The organism is Novosphingobium sp. HII-3, assembly GCF_002916655.1.
Lineage (GTDB): Bacteria > Pseudomonadota > Alphaproteobacteria > Sphingomonadales > Sphingomonadaceae > Novosphingobium > Novosphingobium panipatense.
In genome coordinates this window covers 93,044-116,784 of the sequence record NZ_PPSM01000025.1, presented here as the reverse complement: position 1 = coordinate 116,784, position 23,741 = coordinate 93,044, and the positions used below count along the sequence as shown (strand labels likewise).

The 23,741-nt window shown below is 65.3% G+C and carries 20 protein-coding genes; 13 read left to right on the top strand and 7 right to left on the bottom strand.

The annotated features are described in order from the left end of the window. The first annotated feature begins 53 nt into the window (after positions 1-53). Positions 54-1,205 carry a mechanosensitive ion channel family protein gene (locus C2R25_RS10300; protein ID WP_103729094.1) on the top strand — a complete coding sequence of 384 codons (1,152 nt, stop codon included), beginning with the start codon at positions 54-56 and terminating at the stop codon, positions 1,203-1,205. Positions 1,206-1,255: 50 nt separating this feature from the next. Here the strand turns inward: C2R25_RS10300 and C2R25_RS10295 are convergent, their stop codons facing one another. The 4 genes from C2R25_RS10295 to C2R25_RS10280 form a co-directional block, all read right to left on the bottom strand. After that, positions 1,256-1,798, bottom strand: a complete 543-nt coding sequence (locus tag C2R25_RS10295) for a DUF4142 domain-containing protein (protein WP_103729093.1) — start codon at positions 1,796-1,798, stop codon at positions 1,256-1,258. Positions 1,799-1,994: 196 nt separating this feature from the next. Then, positions 1,995-4,304: a CDC48 family AAA ATPase gene (locus tag C2R25_RS10290; protein ID WP_103729092.1), complete on the bottom strand. Its 2,310-nt coding sequence runs from the start codon at positions 4,302-4,304 to the stop codon at positions 1,995-1,997. Between the two features lie 601 nt (positions 4,305-4,905). Then, positions 4,906-5,679 carry a universal stress protein gene (locus C2R25_RS10285; protein ID WP_103729091.1) on the bottom strand — a complete coding sequence of 258 codons (774 nt, stop codon included), beginning with the start codon at positions 5,677-5,679 and terminating at the stop codon, positions 4,906-4,908. A gap of 143 nt (positions 5,680-5,822) precedes the next feature. Further along, entirely contained in the window at positions 5,823-6,701 is an 879-nt protein-coding gene (locus tag C2R25_RS10280; RefSeq protein ID WP_103729090.1) for a LysR family transcriptional regulator, read from the bottom strand. 101 nt (positions 6,702-6,802) lie between these two features. Between C2R25_RS10280 and C2R25_RS10275 the strand changes: the two genes are divergently transcribed. From C2R25_RS10275 to C2R25_RS10260, 4 genes are all read left to right on the top strand, one after another. Then, positions 6,803-7,510, top strand: a complete 708-nt coding sequence (locus tag C2R25_RS10275; protein WP_103729089.1) for a CoA transferase subunit A — start codon at positions 6,803-6,805, stop codon at positions 7,508-7,510. Beyond that, the gene (locus C2R25_RS10270; protein WP_103729088.1) at positions 7,510-8,145 is read left to right on the top strand and encodes a CoA transferase subunit B; all 636 of its coding nucleotides are present in this window, start codon (positions 7,510-7,512) and stop codon (positions 8,143-8,145) included. Before C2R25_RS10275 ends, C2R25_RS10270 begins: the two co-directional genes overlap by 1 nt. Before the next feature lie 128 nt (positions 8,146-8,273). Then, positions 8,274-8,960 carry a glutathione S-transferase family protein gene (locus C2R25_RS10265; protein ID WP_103729087.1) on the top strand — a complete coding sequence of 229 codons (687 nt, stop codon included), beginning with the start codon at positions 8,274-8,276 and terminating at the stop codon, positions 8,958-8,960. Between the two features lie 90 nt (positions 8,961-9,050). Continuing rightward, complete coding sequence (locus C2R25_RS10260) at positions 9,051-9,596, top strand: glutathione peroxidase (protein ID WP_103729086.1); 546 nt, start codon at positions 9,051-9,053, stop codon at positions 9,594-9,596. A gap of 52 nt (positions 9,597-9,648) precedes the next feature. Here the strand turns inward: C2R25_RS10260 and C2R25_RS10255 are convergent, their stop codons facing one another. Beyond that, complete coding sequence (locus tag C2R25_RS10255) at positions 9,649-10,500, bottom strand: sulfurtransferase (RefSeq protein WP_103729085.1); 852 nt, start codon at positions 10,498-10,500, stop codon at positions 9,649-9,651. A 211-nt stretch (positions 10,501-10,711) separates the two neighbouring features. Between C2R25_RS10255 and C2R25_RS10250 the strand changes: the two genes are divergently transcribed. Further along, complete coding sequence (locus C2R25_RS10250; RefSeq protein WP_103729084.1) at positions 10,712-11,461, top strand: SDR family NAD(P)-dependent oxidoreductase; 750 nt, start codon at positions 10,712-10,714, stop codon at positions 11,459-11,461. An 86-nt stretch (positions 11,462-11,547) separates the two neighbouring features. Here the strand turns inward: C2R25_RS10250 and ppa are convergent, their stop codons facing one another. Together ppa and C2R25_RS10240 are read right to left on the bottom strand one after the other, a co-directional pair. Then, positions 11,548-12,084, bottom strand: coding sequence for an inorganic diphosphatase (gene ppa / locus C2R25_RS10245; RefSeq protein WP_103729083.1), 537 nt, complete (start codon positions 12,082-12,084; stop codon positions 11,548-11,550). Positions 12,085-12,253: 169 nt separating this feature from the next. After that, positions 12,254-14,194, bottom strand: a complete 1,941-nt coding sequence (locus tag C2R25_RS10240) for a M61 family metallopeptidase (protein ID WP_103729082.1) — start codon at positions 14,192-14,194, stop codon at positions 12,254-12,256. A gap of 137 nt (positions 14,195-14,331) precedes the next feature. Between C2R25_RS10240 and hisS the strand changes: the two genes are divergently transcribed. The 7 genes from hisS to pepF all read left to right on the top strand — a co-directional run bounded on the left by hisS (position 14,332) and on the right by pepF (position 23,698). Next, positions 14,332-15,585, top strand: a complete 1,254-nt coding sequence (hisS, locus tag C2R25_RS10235; RefSeq protein ID WP_103729081.1) for a histidine--tRNA ligase — start codon at positions 14,332-14,334, stop codon at positions 15,583-15,585. Next, positions 15,582-16,652 (top strand): peptide chain release factor 1, encoded by a 1,071-nt coding sequence (gene prfA, locus C2R25_RS10230; RefSeq protein WP_103729080.1) that lies wholly within the window; start codon positions 15,582-15,584, stop codon positions 16,650-16,652. The genes hisS and prfA overlap by 4 nt, the downstream gene beginning before the upstream one ends. Before the next feature lie 40 nt (positions 16,653-16,692). After that, positions 16,693-17,544 (top strand): peptide chain release factor N(5)-glutamine methyltransferase, encoded by an 852-nt coding sequence (prmC, locus tag C2R25_RS10225; RefSeq protein WP_103729313.1) that lies wholly within the window; start codon positions 16,693-16,695, stop codon positions 17,542-17,544. 253 nt (positions 17,545-17,797) lie between these two features. Next, a complete protein-coding gene (locus C2R25_RS10220) occupies positions 17,798-18,658 on the top strand; it encodes a DUF4167 domain-containing protein (protein WP_233203910.1) in 861 nt (286 codons plus the stop codon). A gap of 79 nt (positions 18,659-18,737) precedes the next feature. Further along, on the top strand, positions 18,738-20,396 hold the full coding sequence (gene lnt / locus C2R25_RS10215) for an apolipoprotein N-acyltransferase (RefSeq protein WP_103729078.1): 1,659 nt from the start codon (positions 18,738-18,740) through the stop codon (positions 20,394-20,396). A gap of 42 nt (positions 20,397-20,438) precedes the next feature. After that, on the top strand, positions 20,439-21,653 hold the full coding sequence (gene metK / locus C2R25_RS10210; protein ID WP_103729077.1) for a methionine adenosyltransferase: 1,215 nt from the start codon (positions 20,439-20,441) through the stop codon (positions 21,651-21,653). Between the two features lie 173 nt (positions 21,654-21,826). Continuing rightward, positions 21,827-23,698 (top strand): oligoendopeptidase F, encoded by a 1,872-nt coding sequence (gene pepF, locus C2R25_RS10205; RefSeq protein WP_103729076.1) that lies wholly within the window; start codon positions 21,827-21,829, stop codon positions 23,696-23,698. Positions 23,699-23,741 lie beyond the last annotated feature (43 nt).

Sequence of the window (23,741 nt, the reverse complement as noted above, 5' to 3'; positions counted from 1 at the left end):
CTCTGTCACGCCGAGCGGCGAAACTGGTGCGCTGCAGCATCGTTTCTACCGCCATGATCGACTTCATCGAACAGACCATCGCAGAATTGCCGGACTGGGCAGGGGAGTTGACCCTGGCCTTCCTGGCAGCGGCGCTCGGGGTGGCGGTGGCGCTCCTTGCACACCGGGTGCTGTTCCGTGTCCTGCACCGGATCGCGCGTACCAGCGCCAGCCAGTCGGACGACCTCGTCGTCAACCGCCTGTGCCGACCCACCCGGTGGGCGTTCATTTCCATCGGCATCGTCCTTGCAGCGCGTGAGACGGCGGCGCTGGAGGCGGTGTGGGAGCGTCTTGCCCCATTCGTCATGCCGCTGCTCACGGGCTGGGTCGCGATCGCGGTACTGCGGGCCTGCGTGGAGGCCATGGTCATCCGCGCCGACATATCCGTCGAAAACAACCGCAATGCGCGGCGGCGTCGTACCCGCCTTGCGATCTTCAGCCGCATCGGCACCTTCATCATCGTTTTTCTCACGATCGCCGGGATGCTGGCCTCGATTCCCGGGGTGCGAGAGATCGGCGTCACGTTGATGGCTTCGGCAGGTGTGGCGGCGCTCGCGGTCGGTGCGGCGGCGCAACCCGCTCTAAAGGCGTTGATCGCGGGCTTTCAGATGGCCCTTACCGAGCCCATCAGCATCGACGACGTGGTCATCCTCGATGGGGAATGGGGGCGCATCGAGGATATCCGCACTACGTACGTCGTCGTGCGCCTCTGGGACGATCGACGGCTCGTCGTGCCTTCCAGCCGGTTCCTTGAGGATACGTTCCAGAACTGGACGAAAACCACATCGCAGCTGCTGGGCACCGTGTTCCTCTACCTGGACCACGCAGCGGATGTCCCGTCGATCCGTGAGGAGTATGTCCGCCAGATCACGCGTCACCGGCTTTGGGACAAGCGTGCGCAGGTTCTGCAGGTGACGGATTGCCGGGATTCGACACTGGAAATCCGCCTGCTGATGAGCGCCAAGGATGGTCCCACTCTGTTCGACCTGCGCTGCGAAATCCGTGAGAGCATGATGGACTGGATTCGCAGGGAAATGCCCGAGGCTGTGGCGCGTCGCCGCCAATTGCAGGTCGCTCCGATGGAGGTGGCGGCCGCGCCATCGCTGCTCGACGGTATCGCGGTGAACGCCGCGCGATCGACGGAAAACCGGCACGAGCCTAACTGAGGCGGTGCCGGGGCAAGGACCGGGCGCGTCCTGCGCCCGGTCATCTCTCATCACATGCCCGAAGCGGTTCCGGTGCCCGCCTGCATCTTCTGGAGCATGGCGAGATGCTGCTGCACGATCGGAACGGCGCTGCGGGCGCTCGCCTTCAGCGCTGCCTCTTCGCCATTGGCGGCATAGCTCTTGTGCAGGTCCAGCGCGGCCTGGTGCGCGGGGAGTTGCTGGCCGATGTAAAGCCGGTCGAAGTCAGCGGCTGAAGCGGTCTGAAGTTCGTTGATTGATGCCGTGGCGCCGGCGCCGAGAGCGGGCGGTGTTGGCGTCAGACCGGCCTTCTGCGCGGCCTTCATGGTCGCGGCCGTGGTCTTCTGGTGATGGTCGATCATCATCTGTGCGAACCTGCGGACGGCCGGGTCACGCGATTTCTCCAGCGCGATCTGGCTGGAATTGATCTCGTAAAGGTCGCTCATCCCTGCAGCCATCACGTACGGCATGGCTGAGACCTTCGCCTCGGAAGGGGGCGGGGGCGGCGGCGTCTGCGCGACCGCCGACGTCGTACCCAGCGCGAGGGCGAGAGCGATACCGGTATATCTGATCATGACATTCTCCCAAAGGATCCTGCACGCGACAACCGGAGAGCATGAGGCAGGTTTCTGAAGATGTATGGAAACTGATACATATCAACGCAGAAGCCGCGCTTCGATGATGAGAAGAGGTGCAGCAGGCCCATAAACAGAAGAAGCCCGGCGTTTGCGGCCGGGCTCTTCCGATGTTTCCGGGCGTTTGCGGATCCGATCAGTGCTTCCGCTCGCGGGTGCTTTCCACCATGCCGGGCGCGATGAAGCCGATGGGGGAAATGTCCATCGCGCGCTTCTTCAGCTCGCCCTTCATGCGCTCGTACTCCTCTTCCATCTCCTGAGTCACGGTTGCGCGGCTGTCTTCGAGAGCCTCCTCGAAGTCCTCGCGGGTGACGGCGTCGACGCTGGCTCCGCGCTTGCGAATGGCGATAAGGCCGGCGCGGCGAACGACGTCCTCCAGGTCGGCGCCCGTGAAGCGCTCCGTCCGGTCGGCTATGCTGGACAGCGACACATCGGGCGCCAGCGGCATCTTGCCGGTGTGAATGCCCAGGATGTGTTCGCGCCCGGCGGTGTTCGGTGTGCCGACGTAGACGAGCTCGTCGAAACGGCCCGGGCGCAGCAGCGCGGGGTCTACCAGCGCCGGGCGGTTGGTTGCGCCGACGAGAACGACCGACTGCAGTTCCTCCATCCCGTCCATCTCGGCAAGGATGGTGTTCACCACGCGGGCGGTCACCTGCGGCTCGCCCATGCCGCCACCCATGCCGCGGGCTGGAACGAGGCTGTCGATCTCGTCGATGAAGACGACGCAGGGCGCGACCTGGCGGGCGCGGGCGAACAGGCGGGCAATCTGCTGCTCGCTTTCGCCGTACCATTTGCTCAGGAGATCGGACGACTTGATCGAGATGAAGTTCGCCTCCGCCTCTTTGGCGACGGCCTTCGCCAGCAGGGTCTTGCCGGTTCCGGGCGGGCCGTAAAGCAGGAATCCCTTCGCAGCCCGGATGCCCAGCTTGTGGAAGGCTTCAGGGTTCTTCAGCGGCAGTTCGATGCCTTCGCGCAGCTTGAGCTGTGCATCGTCCAGGCCGCCGATGTCGGCCCAGCCGATGTTCGGCACCTGCACCATGACTTCGCGCATTGCGGAAGGCTGCACGCGCTTGAGTGCAGCGACGAAGTCCTCGCGGATGACCTGCAGGTTGTCCAGCACTGCGGACGGGATGGTCCGCGCTTCGAGGTCGAGCTGAGGCATGATGCGACGCACCGCTTCGATGGCCGCTTCCCGTGCGAGCGCGGCAAGGTCAGCGCCGACAAAGCCATGGGTTGTGCGCACCAGTTCGTTCAGGTCGACGCGTTCGCCGAGCGGCATGCCGCGGGTGTGAATGCCCAGGATCTCCCGGCGACCGCTTTCGTCCGGGACGCCTATGACGATCTCACGGTCGAACCGACCCGGACGGCGCAGCGCCTCGTCGATGGCGTCGGGGCGGTTGGTGGCGGCGATCACGACCACGTGAGCGCGGCTGTTCAACCCGTCCATGAGCGTGAGGAGCTGGGCTACAAGGCGCTTTTCGGCCTCCCCGTGGACCTGGCTGCGCTTGGGTGCGATGGAGTCGATCTCATCGATGAAGACGATGGCCGGCGCGGACTTGGTCGCTTCCTCGAAGACTTCGCGCAGGTGCTTCTCGCTCTCGCCATAGCCCGATCCCATGATCTCGGGACCGTTGATCGAGAAGAAGTTGGCTTCGCTCTCGTTGGCCACGGCCTGGGCGAGGCGGGTCTTGCCGGTTCCCGGCGGGCCGTGAAGCAGAACGCCCTTTGGCGGCGCGACACCCAGGCGGGTGAAGAGTTCGGGATAGCGAAGCGGCAGTTCGACCATCTCGCGCAGCTGGCGGATGGTGTCGCTCATGCCCCCGACGTCGTCGTAGTTCACATCGCCCCGGGCGTCGTTCGCCTCCTCGAACACCTCGCGCAGTTCCACTTCGGTGTTCTCGTCGATATGGACGATGCCGCGGGGGGTGGTGGAGAGCACGTTGAGGCGGATCTGCGTCAGCGCATAAGCCGGGGCGTTGAACATGCGGCGCAGCTGGGGCGGGATATCGGCGACCTGCTGCTGGCCGGTCGTGGCGACGAGATCGCCCTGGACCATGGGGCGGCCGAAGAAATTGCGCTTGAGCGCCGCCGAGGGCCCCTGAAGGCGCATGTCCTTCTGAGCCGGGGCGAACACCACGCGCTGGGCCGGACGCGATTCCGCCTTACGTACGGTGACGTGATCGCCTGAACCGACTTCGGCGTTGCCGCGCTGCAGACCATCGAGCCGGATCACGCTGAGGCTTTCGTCCTCATCGTAGGCCAGCACGGCGCGCGCGACGGTGACCGCCTTGCCGGTAATCTCCAGCACGTCGCCCTCCATGGCGCCGATCTCGGACAGGGAGGCGCGGGAGAGACGGGCGATTCCCTGGCCACTCTCCTCCTGGCGCGCTGCAGCGACCTGCAGCCTGAGCGTGCGATCTTCGGTTTTGATGTCGGCGTCCGCCATCGGTGATTCCCTTCTTCTCGATCCCCGTCCCTTCGAGCCGTGATCCGGCCATCGTCCTTGCTGGATTAGGCACGGCGTTTCGGGCGGCGAGGTTCAGCTAGGTATCGCCGCTGGCGATTTCAAACCAACCGCTGGAAGAGGATGGGGTTCCCCTGTCGGCACGTGGATGATGCTTTGCCCGACGCGAGAGATTGCACCCGGCCGGCCAGGTTGGCGCGGCGCAAAAAAAAAGGCCCGATCGTTGCCGACCGGGCCGTAGAAGTTTTGGGAGAGGATGCCTGAAAGGCAGGTTCGTTATGACCAAAGCCGCGTGTTTGTGCAAGTGCGAAATGACTTTCGCCTGTTGCAAGTAACGCAATTGAGCTTGCGGATTGTTGCACAAAGGTATCCGCTAAATGTCAGAACGCCTGTTTTGCGCCGATTTCCGGCGGAAGGCAGCTTTCAATTCTTTGTTTCCGTATAGGGAAGATCGCAGCGGCGGCGTAAGTTCGTGGGAACCACGCCTGTTGCACTGCGCCATTTACTCACCCTGCTAAGTATCCTTTCGTGAAAGCACTCACTTGCTCCGAGTCGGCGCCCCCGTGAGTCGCCCGTCGTCCGCTTAGTGTGCGAGCAGAAGGGCTGGCGCCGCGTCCTCGTTCAGGAAAAATTCGGTCACTCCGCCAAACAGGAATTCGCGCACGCGGCTCTTGCCGTAGGCGCCCATCACCAGAAGGTCCGCCCCGCGGACCGCCTGGGCCAGCGTTTCCTGAGTCGACTGCTGGCGCTGGTGCTCCTCTAAGTCCGCGCCGATGCCGTGGCGCCTGAGATAGCGCAGCGCATCTGCGGCCGGGAAGGCACCTTCCTTGCCCACCACGCAGACAAGGCGCACCGAGGAGCAGCTGGCGAGGAGCGGTACGGCGGCACGAAGCGCAGCGGCAGCCTGCTCTCCTCCGTCCCACCCGATACAGGCGCTGCCGACCGGGAGCCTGAGCGGGCTGTCCGAGACCGCCAGCACCGGGGCGCGGGCGCGCAGTGCAAGGTCGCCGGCCAGCCCTCCGGAACGAGAGACGACGATCAGATCGGACAGGCGTGCGGCATAGGCAAACGCTGTGACGGGATCGTCTTCGCAGCGCACGACCTCGAACGGGACGCCAGCGTCCGCCAGATGAGCTTCGGCTGCATCGGCCACGGCGTCGTCATCGGCACGGGCCTTGTCGAGGGCGTCCGAAATAACGTAGCTGCCCCCCATCGGATCCATGGCGATGTAGCGTGAGACCGGCGTGTCGACGAGCACCGTGATATGGCCACCGTGCCGCCGTGCGATCTCCAGGGCGGTTTCGATCCGAGCGTTGCTTCCAGGGGTACGATCGGCGTTGACGAGTATCGAGCGCATGGTCTTTTCTCCCTCTGATCGAGACGCAGCTTAATCCGGATCGCGGATATCGCCATGATCGGGATCAAGACCGCCTGTGATCGCAACGAGCGGTCCGGCGTGGAAGTTGCCGCAACCGGCCTCTCGGACATGCTTCGATAGAATCAGGCCGCCGGGTCGATGGCGAGTTGCCCGGCCCGGGCGAACAGGTCGAGGATCACCGGGTCTTTTTCCCGGGTGCGAATGGCCGCCTCGAAATGCACGCGCTGGAGGGGGCGCGGCAGGACTTCGCGAAGGGTTCCTGCGGCAAGCCGGTCACGGATCATGGTCTCCGGAAGAAGGGCCGCGCCTTGCCCATTCACCACGATCTCTATCATCGCGCGCACGTTGTTGCAGGTGTGAAGCGCCGGGGGGACGATGCCGTGCGTCTCCAATGTTTCATGTGAAACGGCGTGAAGCGGCGAGTGATCCGGCAGCGACCAGACAGGGAGGGGCTGGTCGAAGCCCCCGGCGGCGGCCACTTGTGCCCCTGCGGCCCAGACCAGTTCGACTGACCCGATTGGCGCGGTCTTCATGCCCGGGCTGGCCACCGGTCCGGCAAGGAACACGATATCGCGTGTTCCCGCCAGCAACTGCTGGAGCAGGCGGGCCGTCAGATCCAGATCGATTTCCATGGCGATACCCGGCCGGTCCCGCTCGACCGCCTGTATGAAGGCGGGCAGGCAGCTCGCGGCGGCGATCTCCCCGGAGCCGATGCGCACCGATGCCGTGGCACCCGCGAAGTCGCTTGCCTCGAGGAGCACGTGCTCCAACCCGCGGTAGAGCGGCTCGCTTGCCTGCACGAGCCGACGGCCGCGGGCGGACAGCACCATGCGGCGCCCCTCCCGCTGAAAGAGCGAGACGCCGAGCTGCTCCTCGATTTCCCGGACGCGCGCGGAGATCGCCGGCTGAGTTGTGTTCAGGCGATGCGCTGCCGCCGCGAAGGTGCCGAGCCGGTGAATCCACATCAGGGTTTCGAGGTGGAAGAGGGCAATGCGCTTCATCGTATAAGCAAAGCCTATGGGAACCGATAAAAAACAATCGCTATTCGTGATGAGAGACTCTGTCTAGCGTGCTGCCGAACAATGGAAGAGGATCTGTCTCGATGAACAAGATCTACGCCAGTGCCGAGGCAGCGCTGGAAGGCGTGCTCAAGGATGGGCTTCTCATCGCCAGTGGCGGCTTCGGCCTTTGCGGCATCCCGGAACGCCTGCTCGACGCCATTCGCGCTTCCGGTGTAACGGGCCTGACCTTCGCATCGAACAACGCCGGGATCGACAACGAGGGCATCGGCAAGCTGCTGCGCACGCGGCAGGTGAAAAAGATGATCTCCTCCTACGTCGGCGAGAACAAGGAGTTCGAGCGCCAGTTCCTCGCAGGCGAGCTGGAGGTCGAGTTCTGCCCCCAAGGCACGCTGGCCGAGCGCATGCGCGCGGGCGGCGCAGGCATCCCGGGCTTCTACACCAGGACGGGCGTCGGCACCCAGGTCGCCGAGGGGAAGGACGTCAAGGTGTTTCACGGAGAGGAATACATCCTTGAGGAAGGCATCTTCGCGGACCTCGCCATTGTGAAGGCCTGGAAAGCGGATGAGACCGGCAACGTCGTCTTCCGCAAGACCGCTCGCAACTTCAACGTGCCGGCGGCCACCTGCGGAAAGGTCTGCATCGTCGAGGTCGAAGAGATCGTGCCTACGGGCAGCCTTGATCCCGACTGCATCCACCTGCCGGGTGTCTTCGTCCAGCGCATCGTGCCCGGCGCGCCGTACGACAAGAAGATCGAATTCACGACCACCCGCGAGAGGGAGAGCGCCTGATGCCCTGGAACCGCAATGAGATGGCCGCGCGCGCCGCGCAGGAGCTTCAGGACGGCTTCTACGTGAACCTTGGCATCGGCATCCCCACCCTCGTGGCGAACTACGTGCCGCAGGGCATTACCGTTACCCTCCAGAGCGAGAACGGAATGCTCGGCATCGGTCCGTTCCCCTATCCGGACGAGGTGGACCCGGACCTCATCAACGCGGGCAAGCAGACGATCAGCGAGCTCCCGCACTCGGCCTACTTCGACAGCGCTACCAGCTTCGGCATGATCCGGGGCGGCCACATCGACCTCACCGTGCTGGGCGCCATGGAAGTCGCCGAGAACGGAGACATCGCCAACTGGATGATCCCGGGCAAGATGATCAAGGGAATGGGCGGCGCGATGGACCTCGTGGCCGGGGTCAAGAAGATCATCGTCGTCATGGAGCATACCTCCAAGAACGGCGATCCCAAATTCATTCCGGCCTGCACGCTGCCGCTGACGGGCAAGAACGTGGTCGACATGATCGTCACCGATCTTGCGGTGTTCCAGCGCCCGGACCACGCAAGCCCGTTCCGGCTTGTCGAACTGGCGCCCGGAGTGACTGCCGAGGAAGTCGCCGCGAAGACCACGGCACACTACGTAAGCTGAGGCCACGCTTCCCTCCCCGTGACCCGGCGGGAAGCGAGCCGCCGAAGTGAAGGGCAAGCGGGCACTCGCCAGCACCACCGCTTGCCGCTATCCCGCTTCGCATTTGCATGCAGGGACAAGAGTGCTCCATGACTTACACCCTCATCACCGCGAATCGGAACTACTCCAGCTGGTCGCTGCGTCCCTGGGTGCTGATGAAGGCCCTGGGTATTGCGTTCGAGGATGAGCTCGAACCCTTCACCATGCCGGTGAACTACGAGGCGTTCCGCAGCTTCTCGCCGACCGGGCAGGTGCCGGCCCTTATCGATGCGGAGCGGACCGTCTGGGATTCGCTGGGCATCGTCCTCTACCTGGCGGATCGGCACGAAGGTGTCTGGCCGCAGGACGAGGACGCGCGCGCCTTTGCGCAGAGCGCGGTCTGTGAGATGCATGCAGGCTTCCCGAGGCTGCGCGCGACCTGCACGATGAACGTGGGCGTGCGGGTCAGGACCCGCCCCTTGGACGGTGAATTGGTCCGGGAAGTCTACCGCCTGCGGGAGCTTTTCGAGGAGGGGCTAGACCGCTTTGGAGGGCCGTGGCTTGCGGGCCAGGCGTTCAGCGCGGTTGACGCCTTCTACGCTCCCGTCGCGTTCCGCATCCGCACCTATGGCCTCGATGTTGGCGGCGGGCAGGCCTGGGTGGAGGCGATGCTGGCCCATCCCGCCATGCGGCAGTGGGAGGAGGAAGCCCTCGCCGAGACATGGCGCGAGGAGAGTCATGAAGCGGGACTGTCCGAGGCGGGTGAGGTCATCGCCGACTACCGCGCCGGGGCATGAACCCTCGCCGGGGCGGGGTGTCCTTCCGGCGCCTTGCGTGCTCCTTGCCCGCGCCTCATAACCGCCTGCACTCACTTGGGAGAAACTTGAATGGCCGACCTCGCATCCATCCCGCTGACCCGCATCGACGGAACGCCCGACAGCCTTGGCGAACATGCCGGCAAGGTGCTGCTGGTGGTGAACGTCGCCTCCAAGTGCGGCCTGACTCCGCAGTACGAAGGGCTTGAGGCGCTTTACGGCGAGTACAGGGACAAGGGGCTGGAGATCCTCGGCTTCCCCGCCAACGATTTCGGCGCGCAGGAGCCCGGTACGCATGAGGAAATCGCGCAGTTCTGCTCTGCCAACTACGGTGTCTCGTTCCCGCTTTTCGCCAAGGCCGACGTGACCGGCGCGGGCAAGCAGCCCCTCTACGCGGCCCTCACGGAGGCGCAGCCCACCAAGCAGGGTCCGGCCGAAGAGTTCCGCGAACGGCTGAAGGGCTATGGCATGACGCCCACGCAGGACCCTGAAGTTCTGTGGAACTTCGAGAAGTTCCTCGTCGGTCGTGACGGCAAAGTTGCGGGCCGCTTTGCGCCCGGCGTGGAGCCGAAGGATCCGGCGCTCGTTTCGGCCATAGAGGCCGAACTGGCGAAGTAACCGAAAAAACCAGACCGGCGGCCGGCGAACTTTCGTCGGCCGCTGATACCGCTCAGTCGATGCCTGTTGCGACCGGCCGGGAAGGATCGGCAATCCATTCGCTCCAGGAGCCGGGATAGAGCCGGCCGGCGGGAAGTCCAGCCACGGCCATGGCCAGTGCGTTGTGGCAGGCGGTGACGCCCGATCCGCACTGCAGAATGGCGGGCTGGTCGTCCAGCAGGGCAGCAAACTCTGCCGCAAGTTCTCCACCCGGGCGGAAGTGGCCACTCGCATCCAGATTGTCGCGGAAGAAGCGGTTGCGCGCGCCCGGGATGTGCCCCGGCACCGGGTCGATCGGGTTCGGCTTGCCTGCAAAGCGTCCCGGATCGCGTGCATCGAGTACCCGGGCCTCGCCGGTTTCGATGTTGGCAAGGACCTCGCTCGCCTTCGCGGGGGAGGGGACGAGCGACCGGCCCGGCTGGAAATCGCCCGCAGCGGTGGCGGGCGCAACGCCCGTGTCCAGCGGCAGACCTGCGGCGATCCATGCAGGCTTTCCTCCATCCAGCACGGCGACCGGGGCATGGCCGAGCCAGCGCAGAAGCCACCAGAGCCGTGCGGCCCACGCCCCGCCGTGGCTGTCGTATGCGACGACCTGCTGCCTGTTGTGCAGCCCCTGCGCCCGCAGCCAGGCGCTCAACGCGACAGGTGCCGGCAAGGGGTGGCGGCCATTGCTGCCGTCTGGCGGCGCCGCCAGGTCGTCATCGAGATGCGCATAGCGAGCCGTCGGGATGTGCCACTGCCGGTAGAGTGCCGGCCCAACATCGGGAGCGCCCAGTTCGAACTCGCAATCGAACACCAGAACATCGGCGCCCTGCGCCAGCATGTCCTTGAGATCTTCAACTGAAATCAGCGTTTCGTGGCTCATCGCTTCCCTGTCCGTGGAGAAATTGATGGTCGGGCGCCCCGCACGATAAGCGGCTTGGAGCGGGGCTGTCGATCATGAAGCGTGCGAAGCTGGGGAAGCAACCATCCGGCGGCGCGTCGCCGGGGCGGATTCTGCAGGAACGAAGGCGCAGGCGGCTTCTGTGAAGCGGATTTGTCGGTAAGCCTCGCGCAAACCTTCAGGAGAGATTGCCATGACTTACCGTGTTGCCATCGTCACCGGCGCTGCCGCAGGTATCGGCGCGGCCTGTTCGAAGCGACTGGCGCAGGATGGGATCGCCGTCGGCGTGCTCGACCTCGATGCGGCGCGGTGCGCCGACACGGTGCAGGCGATCAAGGATGCGGGCGGCACCGCCATTGCGCTTGGTGCCGATGTGTCCAACCGTGAACAGGCGGCCGCCGCCGTGGCGAAGTGCCGGGATGCGCTGGGGCCGATCTCGATCCTCGTCAACAACGCCGGCGTCACTGACTTCACGCCGTTCGAGGATCTCACGGACGAGCGGTGGGACATGGTCTATGCCGTCAACGTGCGTGGGCCGATGATCATGAGCCAGCTTGTGCTCAAGGACATGAAGGAAGCGGCTTGGGGCCGTATCGTCAATATTTCCTCGTCCTCGGCGCAGACGGGAGCGATCAACATGATCTGCTACTCGTCCTCCAAGGGTGCCATCGTCACGATGACGCGTTCCATGGCGCAGGAATTCGGACCTTACGGCATCACCGTCAACAACATCCCGCCAGGTTCGGTGATGGGAACGATCATGTCGGAAGCCAACCGGGAACGCTTCCAGATACCGACCGAAGTCCTGCTGCAGACCATCCCGGTGCGCCGCATGGGCGAACCGGGCGATATCGCCAACGCCTGCGCATGGCTGTGCCACGAAGCGTCCGGCTATGTGACGGGGCAGACCATCGGCGTCAACGGCGGCCGCGTGGTCACCTGAGGCAACAGGGCAGCGCCTCAAAAAAGCAAGGGGCCAGCAGCGTCGGCTGCCGGCCCCTGTCCACATGGGGTGGACTAACCCGTGGTTCAGGCTTTCGAAGCCTGGTAGCGCTCGATCGCTTCGAGCACAATCTGCCGTGCATCGGCCGCGCCGCCCCAGGTGCCCACGCGCACCCACTTTTCCTTCTCCAGGTCCTTGTAGTGGGTGAAGAAGTGTTCGATCTGAAGCGCGACGATTTCGGGAAGATCGTCTTTTTCCGCGACGTTGGAATAGTACGGGAAGGTTGAATCGATCGGCACGCAGACGAGCTTTTCGTCGCCGCCGTGCTCGTCTTCCAGGTTCAGGACCGCGATCGGGCGAACGCGCACGACGCTGCCCGGGATGAACGGGGAACGGGCGACGACGAGAGCGTCGAGCGGGTCACCGTCCGGAGAAAGCGTATGCGGCACGAAGCCGTAGTTCGCCGGGTAGCGCATCGGCGTGTGAAGGATACGGTCCACGAAGAGGGCACCGGAATCCTTGTCGAACTCGTACTTGACCGGCTCGCCGCCGACCGGGACCTCGATGATGACATTGAGGTTCTCGGGCGGATTATCGCCAACGGGGATCATGTCGATGCGCATAGGGGTCCTTCTTTTCTGGCGCTGTTCAGGCTCGTGCCAGGATCACGATGGCGCGGCTTAGCGTCGGGCTTATTGCGTCGCAACAGCCATTTCGGTGATCTACGGCTGGATAGCCCGATTACGGATGAAATCGTCCCGGCAGAACCGGGACGATCGCTCCTCGAGCCGCTTACCGCGTGCGGGACGCCAGCAGCTTGTCGAAGCCGTTGGACTTGCCGGCGGTCGTGCTTTCCAACCAGGGATACCGCAGGCCGCCATGATAATCGATCTCGACGGTCTGGAAGCGCTCACCGCGCTGTACCAGAAGGCTGATCGGCGCCTTGGACGTCTTGGCAGCGGTAATTGCCGAGCGCATGACATCCTTGGAATAGGCGCGGCCGCCCACCGCCACGATCTTCACCTTGTTGACGACACCGGCGTTGTACGCCGGGCCATCCCACAAGGTCGACGTCACCTCGCCATCGTTGTTGAGCGTCATCCCGAGCGAGTAGGTGAGGTCCAGCGTCTTGCGGTCATCGGAAATGCCCTTGTCATAGACGTTGGGCTTGTCCTTCCAGACCAGCTTGTACCCGCCCATCTCCAGACCCTTGAGCGGCGCGGGCTGGTTCACGCCATAGAGGCGCGTGCGCAGGAACGTGGCCCAGTCATAGGCATAGACGCCGTCAAGCGTCTTCACGACCTCGTCGAAGTCGTAGGTCAGCTGGCTCCAGTCGCCCGGATAGACCCCGAAGAAGGCCTTGGCGAAATCGTCCAGGCCCTTCGCGCCGCGCGTGCCCTGGCGGATGATCTGGTCTGCCTCAAGCCAAACCAGCGCGCCTTCGACGTAGTAGTCCTCGCTGCGGGTGAGCGAGGTGTACGGCAGGGGGCGGCGACGGTTGAGCTGCGGCGCGTTGACCGTGTCCTCGACGGAGCGCCAGGCGCGGCCCGGCGTGCCTTCGGCGTACTTGCCCGCAGCCGTCGCGAACATGGCGGTCACCATCTCGCGCGATTGCACGCCCGAGCGGGCCGCCAGCACGTAACCCCAGAACTGCGTCTGGCCTTCGTAGACCCACAGCAGGGTATTCTGCATCGGCTGCTGGTAATCGGGCGTCCATGCATCGATGCCGCGACGGAACTTGCCGTTCCAGCTGTGCACGAATTCGTGGGAGATCACATTGCGATCCCAGTCCATCTCGGCCCAGTTGATCCAGGACTTGGGCTCCTGCTGGTTTTCGCTCGAGCGGTGATGCTCAAGCCCGATGCCGCCCATACGGTCTGTGAGGGCCAGCAGGAAGTCGTAGTGATCGAAATGCTTGGCGCCAAAGGTGGCGAGCGCTTCCTTCACCAGATTGCGGTAGGTTTCCAGGTTCTCCGGCTTGATCGCCAGGAACTCGGGCTCGTCGGCGACGACATCCATGTAGACGTTCTGGCCCAGATCCCAGCGCTGTGCGTGCACGCCTGCGAAGATCGGCGAATCGACCAGGTTCTCGTAGTCGATCGTGTTCCAGGTCACGGTGTCGCCGGTCCGGCTGAAGCCGTCGAGTGCGGTGTACACGGTCCAACCCTTGGGGAAGGTGACGGTCGGCTTCACCGGAATGCGACGGGTGTAGTATCCGGCGGGGTAGAGGCTCATCTTTTCCCACTGGAGGTTGAGCATCTCCTGCGTCATCGTGATGCGGCCCTCGCCCGACTGCAGCGGCGAGGTGTGGACGAAGCGCGCGGTGACCTGCGTGGTCCCTTCCGGCAGCACGAGGCGGAAAGCGTTGACCGCGACGGTGTCGCGCACCCAGGGGACTTCCTTGCCGTTGGCGTAGAAGCGGATGTCGGCGAGAAGCGCGTAAGGTCCGGTCTCGGAGTGGTTGCCAGGCAGCCAGCCCGGCTGGAGAAGGACGAGATCGCGCGTGCCCGCGGCGACCGGGATGGTCTGCGTGACGCGGTAAACCCCGCGCGTGATGTCACTGGCGTCGATCGCCAGATCGATCGTGCCGGCATAGGCTTCATCGCGCGCAGCCGGGATCTCCGTCGGCAGCGGCGGCGCCATCGGCAAGGGTCGCGTGGAAGCCTGCGCCTGGACAGAGGTCGACAGGAGCAGGGAGGTGAGGAGGGTCACGCCCGCAAACAAGCTTTTCATTTCGTGGTTCTTTGCGCTTGTTGCCTCCTTTGGCAACCATCGATTCCCGTTGAGGTGCCTTTCCCGGGCGCCTTTCTGCATCCTGAAGGGCAGCCGAACTCTTCCCCAACGCCACCAATCGGGCTAAGCGCGCGCGAATGAGCACTGCACTTTCCACGCCTCAGGCGATCCGCGGCACCCAGGACATCTTCGGCGCCGAGGCCGAGGCTTTCGCCCACGTCGTCGATACCTTTGAGCGGGTGCGCAAGCTCTACCGCTTCCGCCGCGTGGAAATGCCGGTGTTTGAAAAGACCGCCGTGTTCTCCCGCTCGCTGGGCGAGACGACGGATGTGGTGTCGAAGGAGATGTACTCCTTCGAGGATCGCGGGGGCGAGTCTCTGACCCTGCGTCCGGAATTCACCGCCGGCATCGCCCGCGCTTACCTGACGGATGGCTGGAAGCAGTATGCCCCCCTCAAGGTGGCGACGCACGGGCCGCTGTTCCGGTACGAGCGCCCCCAGAAGGGCCGGTACCGCCAGTTCCACCAGATCGACGCCGAAGTGATCGGCGCGGCCGAGCCGCTGGCTGACGTGGAACTGCTGGTCATGGCGGACCATCTGCTCAAGGAGCTCGGAATTTCCGAAGGTGTGACGCTGCAGCTGAACACGCTGGGTGACGGTGCGAGCCGCGAAGCCTGGCGCACTGCTCTCATCGACTACTTCCGCGACCACAAGGCTTCGCTTTCGGAAGATTCGCAGGACCGGCTGGAGCGTAACCCGCTGCGCATACTCGACTCCAAGGATCCCCGGGACAAGCCGTTCACGGCGGACGCCCCGAAGATCGATGATTTTCTAAGCGCCGAGGCACAGGATTTCTTCGGCGCGGTGACACAAGGGCTCGAAGCGGCCTCGGTGGACTTCGTCCGCGCCCCGGCCCTTGTGCGTGGCCTGGACTACTACAGGCATACCGCTTTCGAATTTGTGACAGATCGGCTGGGGGCGCAGGGCACTGTCCTGGGCGGCGGCCGGTATGACGGCCTCATGGTGGCCCTCGGCGGGCCGGAGACGCCTGCGGTCGGCTGGGCGGCCGGGATCGAGCGCCTGGCGATGCTGGTCGCCGATGGGGGCCGGATTGCCGAAACGCCGCTCACCGCCATGCTGGCGGTGGAGGATGACGCCGCGCTGCCGCTTGCGCTGAAGACTTTGGCAGCGCTGCGCCACAAGGGCATCGACGCGGAAATTCTGGCGACCGGCAGCCCGCGCAAGCGCTTCGACAAAGCCGTCAAGTCGGGCGCCCGAGCGATCGTGTCCTTCGTGGTCCGCGATGGCGCGCCCACTGCGAACCTGCGTGCGGGCGAGGCGACCGCCGAGCGTCAGGCGGTGGAGCAGGTGCTGGCGTCGATCCGGCCGTGAGCGTATCCGACGCCCGCCTGGCGCAGATCGCGGCGCGGTTCGCGGAACTGGAAGCGCGACTGGCGTCGGGAACGCTGGAGGGCGACGCCTTCGTCGCGGCCAGCCGGGACTACGCGGAACTGGAGCCCGTCGCGAAGGTGGCCGCCGATGTCACGGCCATGCGGGGGGAACTGGAATCGCTTCAAGCGCTGGAAGATCCCGATCCGGAGATGCGGGCCCTGGCGGCGGAAGAGGCCGCGCGGCTGAAGGCCGAACTGCCCGAGGCCGAACGGCGGCTTGCCATCGCCATGCTGCCCCGGGACACGGCCGACGTCCGTCCGGCGATGCTGGAGATCCGCGCCGGGACCGGCGGTGACGAGGCAGCCCTGTTCGCCGCCGACCTTTACCGCATGTACGAACGCTACGCGGCCGAGCAGGGCTGGCGCGTCGAGATGGTCAGTGCGAACGCCAGCGATGTCGGCGGGTTCAAGGAGGTCGTGGCCAATGTCACGGGTTCGGGCGTGTTCGCCAAGCTGAAGTTCGAAAGCGGCGTCCACCGCGTGCAGCGTGTGCCTGTGACAGAGAGCGGCGGCCGCATCCATACGTCCGCGGCGACGGTGGCTGTCCTTCCCGAGCCCAGCGAGGTCGATGTGCAGATCGAGGACAAGGACCTCAAGATCGACATCTACCGGGCATCGGGCGCGGGCGGGCAGCACGTCAACACCACCGATTCCGCCGTACGTATCACGCACCTGCCAAGCGGCCTCGTCGTCACCTGCCAGGACGAGCGCAGCCAGCACAAGAACAAGGCCAAGGCGATGCAGGTCCTGCGCGCCCGGCTGTACGAGAAGATGCGCGATGAGGCGCAAGGCGCCGAGGCCGAAGCCCGAAAGGCGATGGTCGGCTCTGGCGACCGTTCGGAACGGATTCGAACGTACAACTTCCCGCAAGGCCGGGTGACCGATCACCGCATCAATCTGACGCTGCATCGGCTGCCGGAAATCCTTGAGGGTCCCGGGCTTGCCGAATTGGTGGATGCGCTGATCGCCGAGGACGAGGCGAAGCGGCTCGCGGCGATGGACGCCTGAGGGTGGCGGCGGCATCACGGCATCTCCGCTTCGCATGACGATGGCGGCTGCAACGGTCGCGGAAGCGATCCGGGGCGCGGCGCTGCGGCTGTCGGCGACCAGCGACACGGCAAGGCTCGATGCAGAAGTGCTTATGGCGCATGCGCTTGGGGTGACACGATCGCAGATGCTCCTTGGCCGCATGCGCGATCCCGAGCCGCAAGGCTTTGCGGTGCTTGTGGATCGGCGCGCCCTTCATGAACCCGTCGCCTACATCACGGGTGTTCAGGAGTTCTTCGGCTTGCCGTTTCGCGTCGGCCCGGAAGTCCTGATCCCGCGTGGCGACTCCGAAGTGCTGGTGGAAACGGCGCTGGCCGAGCGCCCCGACGCTCGGCGTGTGCTCGATTGTGGCGTGGGTTCCGGGGCGCTGCTTCTCGCCGTCCTCGCCAACCTCGCGCAGGCGGAAGGGATCGGCATCGATCGCTCCGCGGCGGCGCTGGCGACAGCCCGCGCGAACGCCGCTGCGCTTGCTGTGGGGGGGCGTGCGCGGCTGCTCGCGGCGGATTGGCACCAGCCGGACTGGTCTGCGGCGCTCGGTCGCTTCGACCTGGTGCTGGCCAACCCGCCCTATGTCGAGGACGACGCGGCGCTCGACGCTTCGGTGCGCAGTTACGAGCCCCACGGTGCGCTGTTTTCCGGCGCAGACGGGCTGGACGATTACAGGGTGCTAGTCCCGCAGCTGCCGGGGCTGCTGGCCCCCGGCGGCATCGCTCTCGTGGAGATCGGCCACCGGCAGGCTCAGGCCGTCATCGCCATCGGAGGCGCGCACGGTTTGCAGGCGCACGTCAGGCGAGATCTGGGCGGAAGGGATCGGGTCGTCGTATTTTCGATGACAAACGTGCAACCGGCGTAAGTTTCCTCTTGGAATTCGATGCCGCAACCCCTAATGATTAGGGCGAACCGGCCGAATGGACGATTATTTCCCATACCCGGTTCGCCTCCATCATTTGCAAGCGGTCGTGGCGTGAAAGTCCCGACAGGGCAGATGTGGAAAATCGCGGCGACCGGGGGGTCGGCCGGGATCTTACGACGTGCGGCAGCCCGGCCTCATGGGGATCGGCGTGTGTCAGGGCTTTCGAGCCCGGGGTTTTGAGGAAAGTCATCCCTTGAATAACAACAATCGTGGTAACAACCGCCGGCGCGGCCGCGGCAACAACCGCCAGCAGGGCGGGCAGCAGACCAACCGGATCGACAGCAGGGCACGGGGCAACGCACCGCAGCTTCTCGAGAAATACCGGAAGCTGGCGCATGACGCCCATCTGAACGGCGACCGCGTGACGGAGGAGTATTACCTCCAGTTCGCGGATCACTACTTCCGCGTCATCGCCGACCAGCGGCAGCGCCAGGAAGAGGCGCGCCAGCCGAACGCACCGCGCCGGGACGACCATCGCCAGGCCGACTACGGCGAGGAATATGGCTCCTATGACGATCCCTATGGCGAAGGGCAGGCCGCTCAGAACGAGCAGCGCGCCCCCCGTCAGGACCGCGAACAGCGCGGTCACGATCAGCGAAGCCATGATCAGCGAACCCACGATCAGCGCGGTGCCGAAACCGCTGCCGAGCCCTCGGCACCTGCCGGCAATGGCGAGGAGGCTGCGGCCGGTTCGTCTGCTGAAGCGGAGCGCAACCCCTACGAGCCGGCTGAAAACCCCTTCGTCCGTGACAACCGTGCTTCGCGTGGCCTGAAGCAGCGCAAGCCGCGCGGCCCCCGCCATGAGGCGGCAGAGGACGAGGCGCCGGGACACGACGCGCCTGCTCCCGCGGAGCAGGGCGAACTTTCCGGCTTCGATGCGGATACCTTGCCCCCCGCCATCGCGGCGAAGCCCGCTCGCAAGCGCGCCGAGAAGCCTGCGCCCGCTGCGGATGGCGAAGGCGAAGCCGTGGCCGAAGAGAAGCCCCGTCGTCGGCGCACCCGCAAGAGCGCCGCTGAAGGCGATGCCGCAGCGCCGGAAGCCGTCAACGGCTGACCATCTTTGCCCGGCGCGGCATGAGGGATCTGTACAGTTCCCTTGCGTCGCGCCGGAGCAGGCTTAAAAGCCAATCGCGATGCAGTCCGACCGGTACGCTTCGCCCTTTCTTCAAACCCTATCCCTGGCCGTGCCCCCGCGGCCCGTGCCCCGTGCGCTTGCGGCAGTAGCGGCAGGCGCAATGGCGGCCTGTGGCTTCCAGCCCCTCGCCCTGTGGCCGCTTACCCTAATCGCCTTGGCCTGGCTGCTCGAACTTCTGGTTCGCGCAAGTACAGGCCGGCAGGTCTTTGCCCTCGGCTGGTGCTTCGGGCTTGGGTATTTCACGCTCGGCAACAACTGGATCGCCACGGCCTTCACCTATCAGGCGCAGATGCCTCATTGGCTGGGCATGATAGCGGTGGTGCTGCTCGCGCTCTATCTCGCGGTGTTCCCGGGCTTCGCGGCCCTCGCGGCGCGCCTCCTCGCCCGGCCTGGTGCCGCGCCGGGAGCGTCGGCGATGACGCGCACGGTGCTGGCCCTCGGAGCGGCGTGGATCGTGACGGAATGGACGCGCGGGTGGCTGTTCACCGGTTTCGCCTGGAATCCGCTGGGCGTGGCCCTGCTGGGCGGGTACGAGAGCCAGGGGCTTGCATGGCTTACCCCCTGGATTGGCACATACGGACTGTCCGGCGTGTTGGTGCTCCTCGCCGGACTGCCCGGCGTGATCGCCCGGGCGGTGGCGGGCCGGGGAATGGCCGTCCGGATCGCCGGTGTCCTCGGCGTGGCCGCCCTCGCCGCAGGCCTTTCCCTCGCCATGCAGGCCGCTGCCCCTGGCGAACGTATGGGCGCCATCCGCTATACGCTGGTGCAGCCCGATATCCGGCAGGAGTTCATCGACGATCCGCGCAGCTTCGAAAGCAATTTCCGGCGCCTTGCCGCGCAGTCGCTACCTCGCTCGCCCGGAGACCGACGCGTGGTCCTGTGGCCGGAATCAGGATTGGGCGACTTCTTGCGTGACGGCTATCCGGAGTACCTCTATCGAATTTATACTTATGCGGGTGATCCCGTAATCGCGCGTCGACGTCTTGGACAGGTGGTTGGCCCTTACGGCCTGCTGCTGACGGGCGCTGTGGATCTGGTCATCAAGGACGGCGGCGAACAGGCTGCCCGCAATTCGGTGACGGCGATCGATGGCAGCGGCGCGATCGTGGCAGGGTATTCCAAGGCGCACCTGGTTCCCTACGGCGAATATCTGCCGATGCGCTCGCTTCTGGAGCCGCTCGGTCTCAGTCGGCTGGTGGCCGGGCAACTCGACTTCGAGCCCGGGCCTGGCCCGCGAACGATCGACTTCGGCGCCTATGGTAAGGTGGGCGTGCAGATCTGCTACGAGATCATCTTCAGTGGTGGCGTGATCGATCCGGCGAACCGGCCCGATTACCTGTTCAACCCGTCCAACGATGGCTGGTTCGGTGCCTGGGGACCTCCGCAGCATCTCGCACAGGCCCGACTTCGCGCGGTGGAGGAGGGAATCCCTGTCCTGCGATCCACGACTACCGGTATCAGCGCCGTCATCGACGCGGACGGGATCGTGCGCGCGTTCGTTCCGCGCCATCAGGTGGGGCGCCTCGACGGACTCATACCGCAGGCGCATCGACCCACCCTTTTTGCCCGTTACGGCAACGCCTTGCCGCTTCTGCTGGCCACAGTGCTCGCGGCACTAGCCGTTTGCATGGTTGCACTCGACCGCCGTCAGCGGTAGACCGGGCCCACATAAAGATTTCTTTATATCCCAAGGACCGACATGCGCAGCAACTACGTCTTCACGTCCGAGAGCGTTTCCGAAGGCCACCCCGACAAGGTTTCCGATCAGATTTCGGACGCGATCGTGGACCTGTTCCTGTCCAAGGATCCCGAAGCGCGCGTGGCCTGTGAAACGCTGACGACCACTCAACTGGTGGTTCTCGCCGGTGAGATTCGCTGCAAAGGCGTGTACGAGAACGAGCAGTGGGCGCCCGGCGCGCTCAAGGAGATCGAGGACACCGTTCGCAAGGTCGTGAAGGACATCGGCTACGCGCAGGACGGCTTCCACCACGACAAGCTCGAGTTCATCAACCGCCTGCACGGCCAGTCCGCGCACATCGCGCAGGGCGTGGACAGCGCCGGCAACAAGGACGAGGGTGCGGGCGACCAGGGCATCATGTTCGGCTTCGCCTGCGATGAAACGCCGGATTTGATGCCTGCGACGCTCGATTACAGCCACAAGATCCTGCATCGCCTTGCGCAGGACCGTCACTCGGGCGTGGCACCATTCCTTGAACCGGATGCCAAGAGCCAGGTCACGCTGCGCTTCGAGAACGGCGTGCCGGTTGCCGCGACGGCGGTGGTCGTCTCCACGCAGCACGCGCCCGGCTATGACAAGGGCGAGAAGGAAGCCGAACTCAAGGCTTACGTAAAGAAGGTCGTAGGCGAAGTGCTGCCGGAAGGCTTCATCACCGCCGACACGGTGTTTCACATCAACCCGACCGGCTCGTTCGAGATCGGCGGCCCCGACGGCGACGCCGGCCTGACAGGCCGCAAGATCATCGTCGACACGTACGGCGGTGCTTCCCCGCACGGCGGCGGCGCGTTCTCTGGCAAGGACCCGACGAAGGTGGACCGTTCGGCCGCTTACGTGACGCGCTATCTGGCCAAGAACGTCGTCGCGGCCGGTCTGGCGAAGCGCTGCACGATCCAGGTTTCCTACGCCATCGGCGTCTCGGAGCCGCTGTCGCTCTATGTCGACACGCATGGCACTGGCACCGCCGATGACGCCGCGCTGGAGCATGCGATCGCCAAGGTTGCCGACGAGAAGCTGGGCGGCCTCACCCCCCGCGGCATCCGCGTCGGCCTTGGCCTCAACAAACCGATCTATGGTCCGACCGCTGCGTACGGGCACTTCGGCCGCAAGCCGGAAGGCGATCTCTTCCCCTGGGAACGCACCGATCTGGTGGACGCGCTAAAGGCGGCACTGTCCTGAGCCGACGCTGATCGAATAGCCGGGCGGCCCGCCTCCCGGCTCGACGAAGTGCCGACGCCGCTCGATCGGCGTCGGCGTTCCTTGCGCCCGACTCTTGCAACCCCGTGCTCACCGGGTAGCTATCGGGCATCACCTGCGTGATGTCGTACGCGCGGGGAGCAAGGGACACATTGATGATTGAAACCGACCGTCGGGGCGCCATCGCCCTCGCCGCAGCCCTCCCTCTCGCCTCGGGGCTGCCGTCTCTGCTGTCGGGAAGTGCCCATGCCGCGCCGTCAGGCTCGGCGCAGTGGGATCTGACCGACCTCTATCCGAATCCCGAAGCGTGGGAGGCCGCGCGCAAGGCCACCGTGGCCGCACTGCCCCGTCTGGCGGCCTACAGGGACAGCTTCGGAAGCAGCGCCGCGAGCATGGCGAAAGCGCTGTCCGACATCTCCGATGTCTCCCGCAACTTCGCGCGCGTGGCGGTCTACGCGTCGCTCCGCGCGGACGAGGACGTGCGGATCTCCGCCAACCAGGAGCGGACGGCGCAAGTCCGCGATCTCTACGCCGCGTTCGGGCAGGCCACCGCGTGGATCGCGCCGGAAACGCTGAAGCTCGGCCGGGAAACGGTGGAGAGCTACATCGCCGCCGATCAGACACTCGCGACTCGCTTCGCCTACTCGCTGCGCCAGACGCTGCGCGAGGCCGAGCATACGCTGGATGCCAAGGGCGAGGCGCTGCTTGCCGCCGCATCCTCGCCGCTCTCCGGCCCCGAGACGATCCGCGAGCAGCTTTTTGCCTCCGACATTCCCTGGCCGGAGGTGACACTGTCCGACGGGCGCAAGCAGGTCCTGAACGCGCAGGGTTACACGCTGACGCGCGATGCGCCCAACCGGGAGGACCGCAAGAAGGTGTTCGATGCCTTCTACGGCCAGATGGGCAAGTTCGAAAACTCTTTGGGCGCGGCCATGGCGGCAAAGCTGAAAGGCGACGTGTTCGAGGCGCGAGCGCGCAATTACAAGAGCAGCCTCGACATGGCGCTGTCCCCGCGCGCGGTGCCGGAAAGCGTGTATCGTACGCTGGTGGCGGAAACGAACGCGGGCCTGCCGCAGCTTCACCGCTCGTTCCAGCTTCGCCGCCGGATGCTGAACCTGCCGGACATCCACTACTACGACATTTACCCGCCGCTGGTCAGCCTGGATCGCAAGTTCACCCTGCAGGACATGCGCAACATCACCCTGAAGGCCGTCGAGCCGCTCGGCCCGGACTACGTCAAGCGCCTCAGCACGGCCACGGCGGGCCGGTGGATGGATCCGTTCCCGCGCCCCGGGAAACGGCCCGGCGCTTACATGAGCGGCTCGGCCTACGATGTGCACCCCTACCTTCTGCTGAACCTTGGCGAGAACTACGAGGGTCTTTCGACTTACGCGCACGAATGGGGCCACGCCATGCATTCCCTGCTGGCCTCGTCGTCGCAGCCTTACGACCTCGCCGGCTACCCGATCTTCACCGCCGAAGTCGCTTCGACCTGCAACGAGGTGCTCCTCACCGAGTACATGCTCAAGCAGGCCAGAACGAAGGAAGAGAAGATCTATTACCTCGGCATGCGTCTGGAAAACATGCGCGGCACGTTCTTCCGGCAGGCCATGTTCGCCGAGTTCGAGCTGAAGATGCACGAGATGGCGGAAGCGGGCGAGGGGCTTTCCGGAGAGAGCCTGACGCGCGTCTACCTGGACCTGCTGAAGCGCTATCACGGTCCGGACTTCGTGATCGATGAGCCTTATGCGATCGAGTGGGCTTACATTCCGCACTTCTACAGCACGTTCTACGTCTACCAGTACGCCACGTCGATCTCGGCGGGCACCTGGTTCGGGCACTCCATCCTCAACGGCGGGAAGGCCCAGCGGGAGCGCTATCTCGATGTGCTGCGCGCAGGGGGATCGGCAGACCCGGTGGACATCCTCAGGAAGTCGGGGCTCGATATGACCTCGCCCGATCCCTATCGTCAGCTGGTGGCCGACTTCAAGAAGACCATCGACGAGATCGAGGGCCTGCTGGCCTGATCGGCAGCCTCCCCGGCCGCGTAGGGGGCCGGGGAGGAGCTGC

What these genes read in the sequence shown, in the direction of transcription:
- C2R25_RS10300 (WP_103729094.1), top strand. Translation starts at nt 54, where the DNA reads ATGATCGACTTCATCGAACAGACCATCGCAGAATTGCCGGACTGGGCA.
- C2R25_RS10295 (WP_103729093.1), bottom strand. Translation starts at nt 1,798, where the DNA reads ATGATCAGATATACCGGTATCGCTCTCGCCCTCGCGCTGGGTACGACG.
- C2R25_RS10290 (WP_103729092.1), bottom strand. Translation starts at nt 4,304, where the DNA reads ATGGCGGACGCCGACATCAAAACCGAAGATCGCACGCTCAGGCTGCAG.
- C2R25_RS10285 (WP_103729091.1), bottom strand. Translation starts at nt 5,679, where the DNA reads ATGCGCTCGATACTCGTCAACGCCGATCGTACCCCTGGAAGCAACGCT.
- C2R25_RS10280 (WP_103729090.1), bottom strand. Translation starts at nt 6,701, where the DNA reads ATGAAGCGCATTGCCCTCTTCCACCTCGAAACCCTGATGTGGATTCAC.
- C2R25_RS10275 (WP_103729089.1), top strand. Translation starts at nt 6,803, where the DNA reads ATGAACAAGATCTACGCCAGTGCCGAGGCAGCGCTGGAAGGCGTGCTC.
- C2R25_RS10270 (WP_103729088.1), top strand. Translation starts at nt 7,510, where the DNA reads ATGCCCTGGAACCGCAATGAGATGGCCGCGCGCGCCGCGCAGGAGCTT.
- C2R25_RS10265 (WP_103729087.1), top strand. Translation starts at nt 8,274, where the DNA reads ATGACTTACACCCTCATCACCGCGAATCGGAACTACTCCAGCTGGTCG.
- C2R25_RS10260 (WP_103729086.1), top strand. Translation starts at nt 9,051, where the DNA reads ATGGCCGACCTCGCATCCATCCCGCTGACCCGCATCGACGGAACGCCC.
- C2R25_RS10255 (WP_103729085.1), bottom strand. Translation starts at nt 10,500, where the DNA reads ATGAGCCACGAAACGCTGATTTCAGTTGAAGATCTCAAGGACATGCTG.
- C2R25_RS10250 (WP_103729084.1), top strand. Translation starts at nt 10,712, where the DNA reads ATGACTTACCGTGTTGCCATCGTCACCGGCGCTGCCGCAGGTATCGGC.
- ppa (WP_103729083.1), bottom strand. Translation starts at nt 12,084, where the DNA reads ATGCGCATCGACATGATCCCCGTTGGCGATAATCCGCCCGAGAACCTC.
- C2R25_RS10240 (WP_103729082.1), bottom strand. Translation starts at nt 14,194, where the DNA reads ATGAAAAGCTTGTTTGCGGGCGTGACCCTCCTCACCTCCCTGCTCCTG.
- hisS (WP_103729081.1), top strand. Translation starts at nt 14,332, where the DNA reads ATGAGCACTGCACTTTCCACGCCTCAGGCGATCCGCGGCACCCAGGAC.
- prmC (WP_103729313.1), top strand. Translation starts at nt 16,693, where the DNA reads ATGGCGGCTGCAACGGTCGCGGAAGCGATCCGGGGCGCGGCGCTGCGG.
- lnt (WP_103729078.1), top strand. Translation starts at nt 18,738, where the DNA reads ATGCAGTCCGACCGGTACGCTTCGCCCTTTCTTCAAACCCTATCCCTG.
- metK (WP_103729077.1), top strand. Translation starts at nt 20,439, where the DNA reads ATGCGCAGCAACTACGTCTTCACGTCCGAGAGCGTTTCCGAAGGCCAC.
- pepF (WP_103729076.1), top strand. Translation starts at nt 21,827, where the DNA reads ATGATTGAAACCGACCGTCGGGGCGCCATCGCCCTCGCCGCAGCCCTC.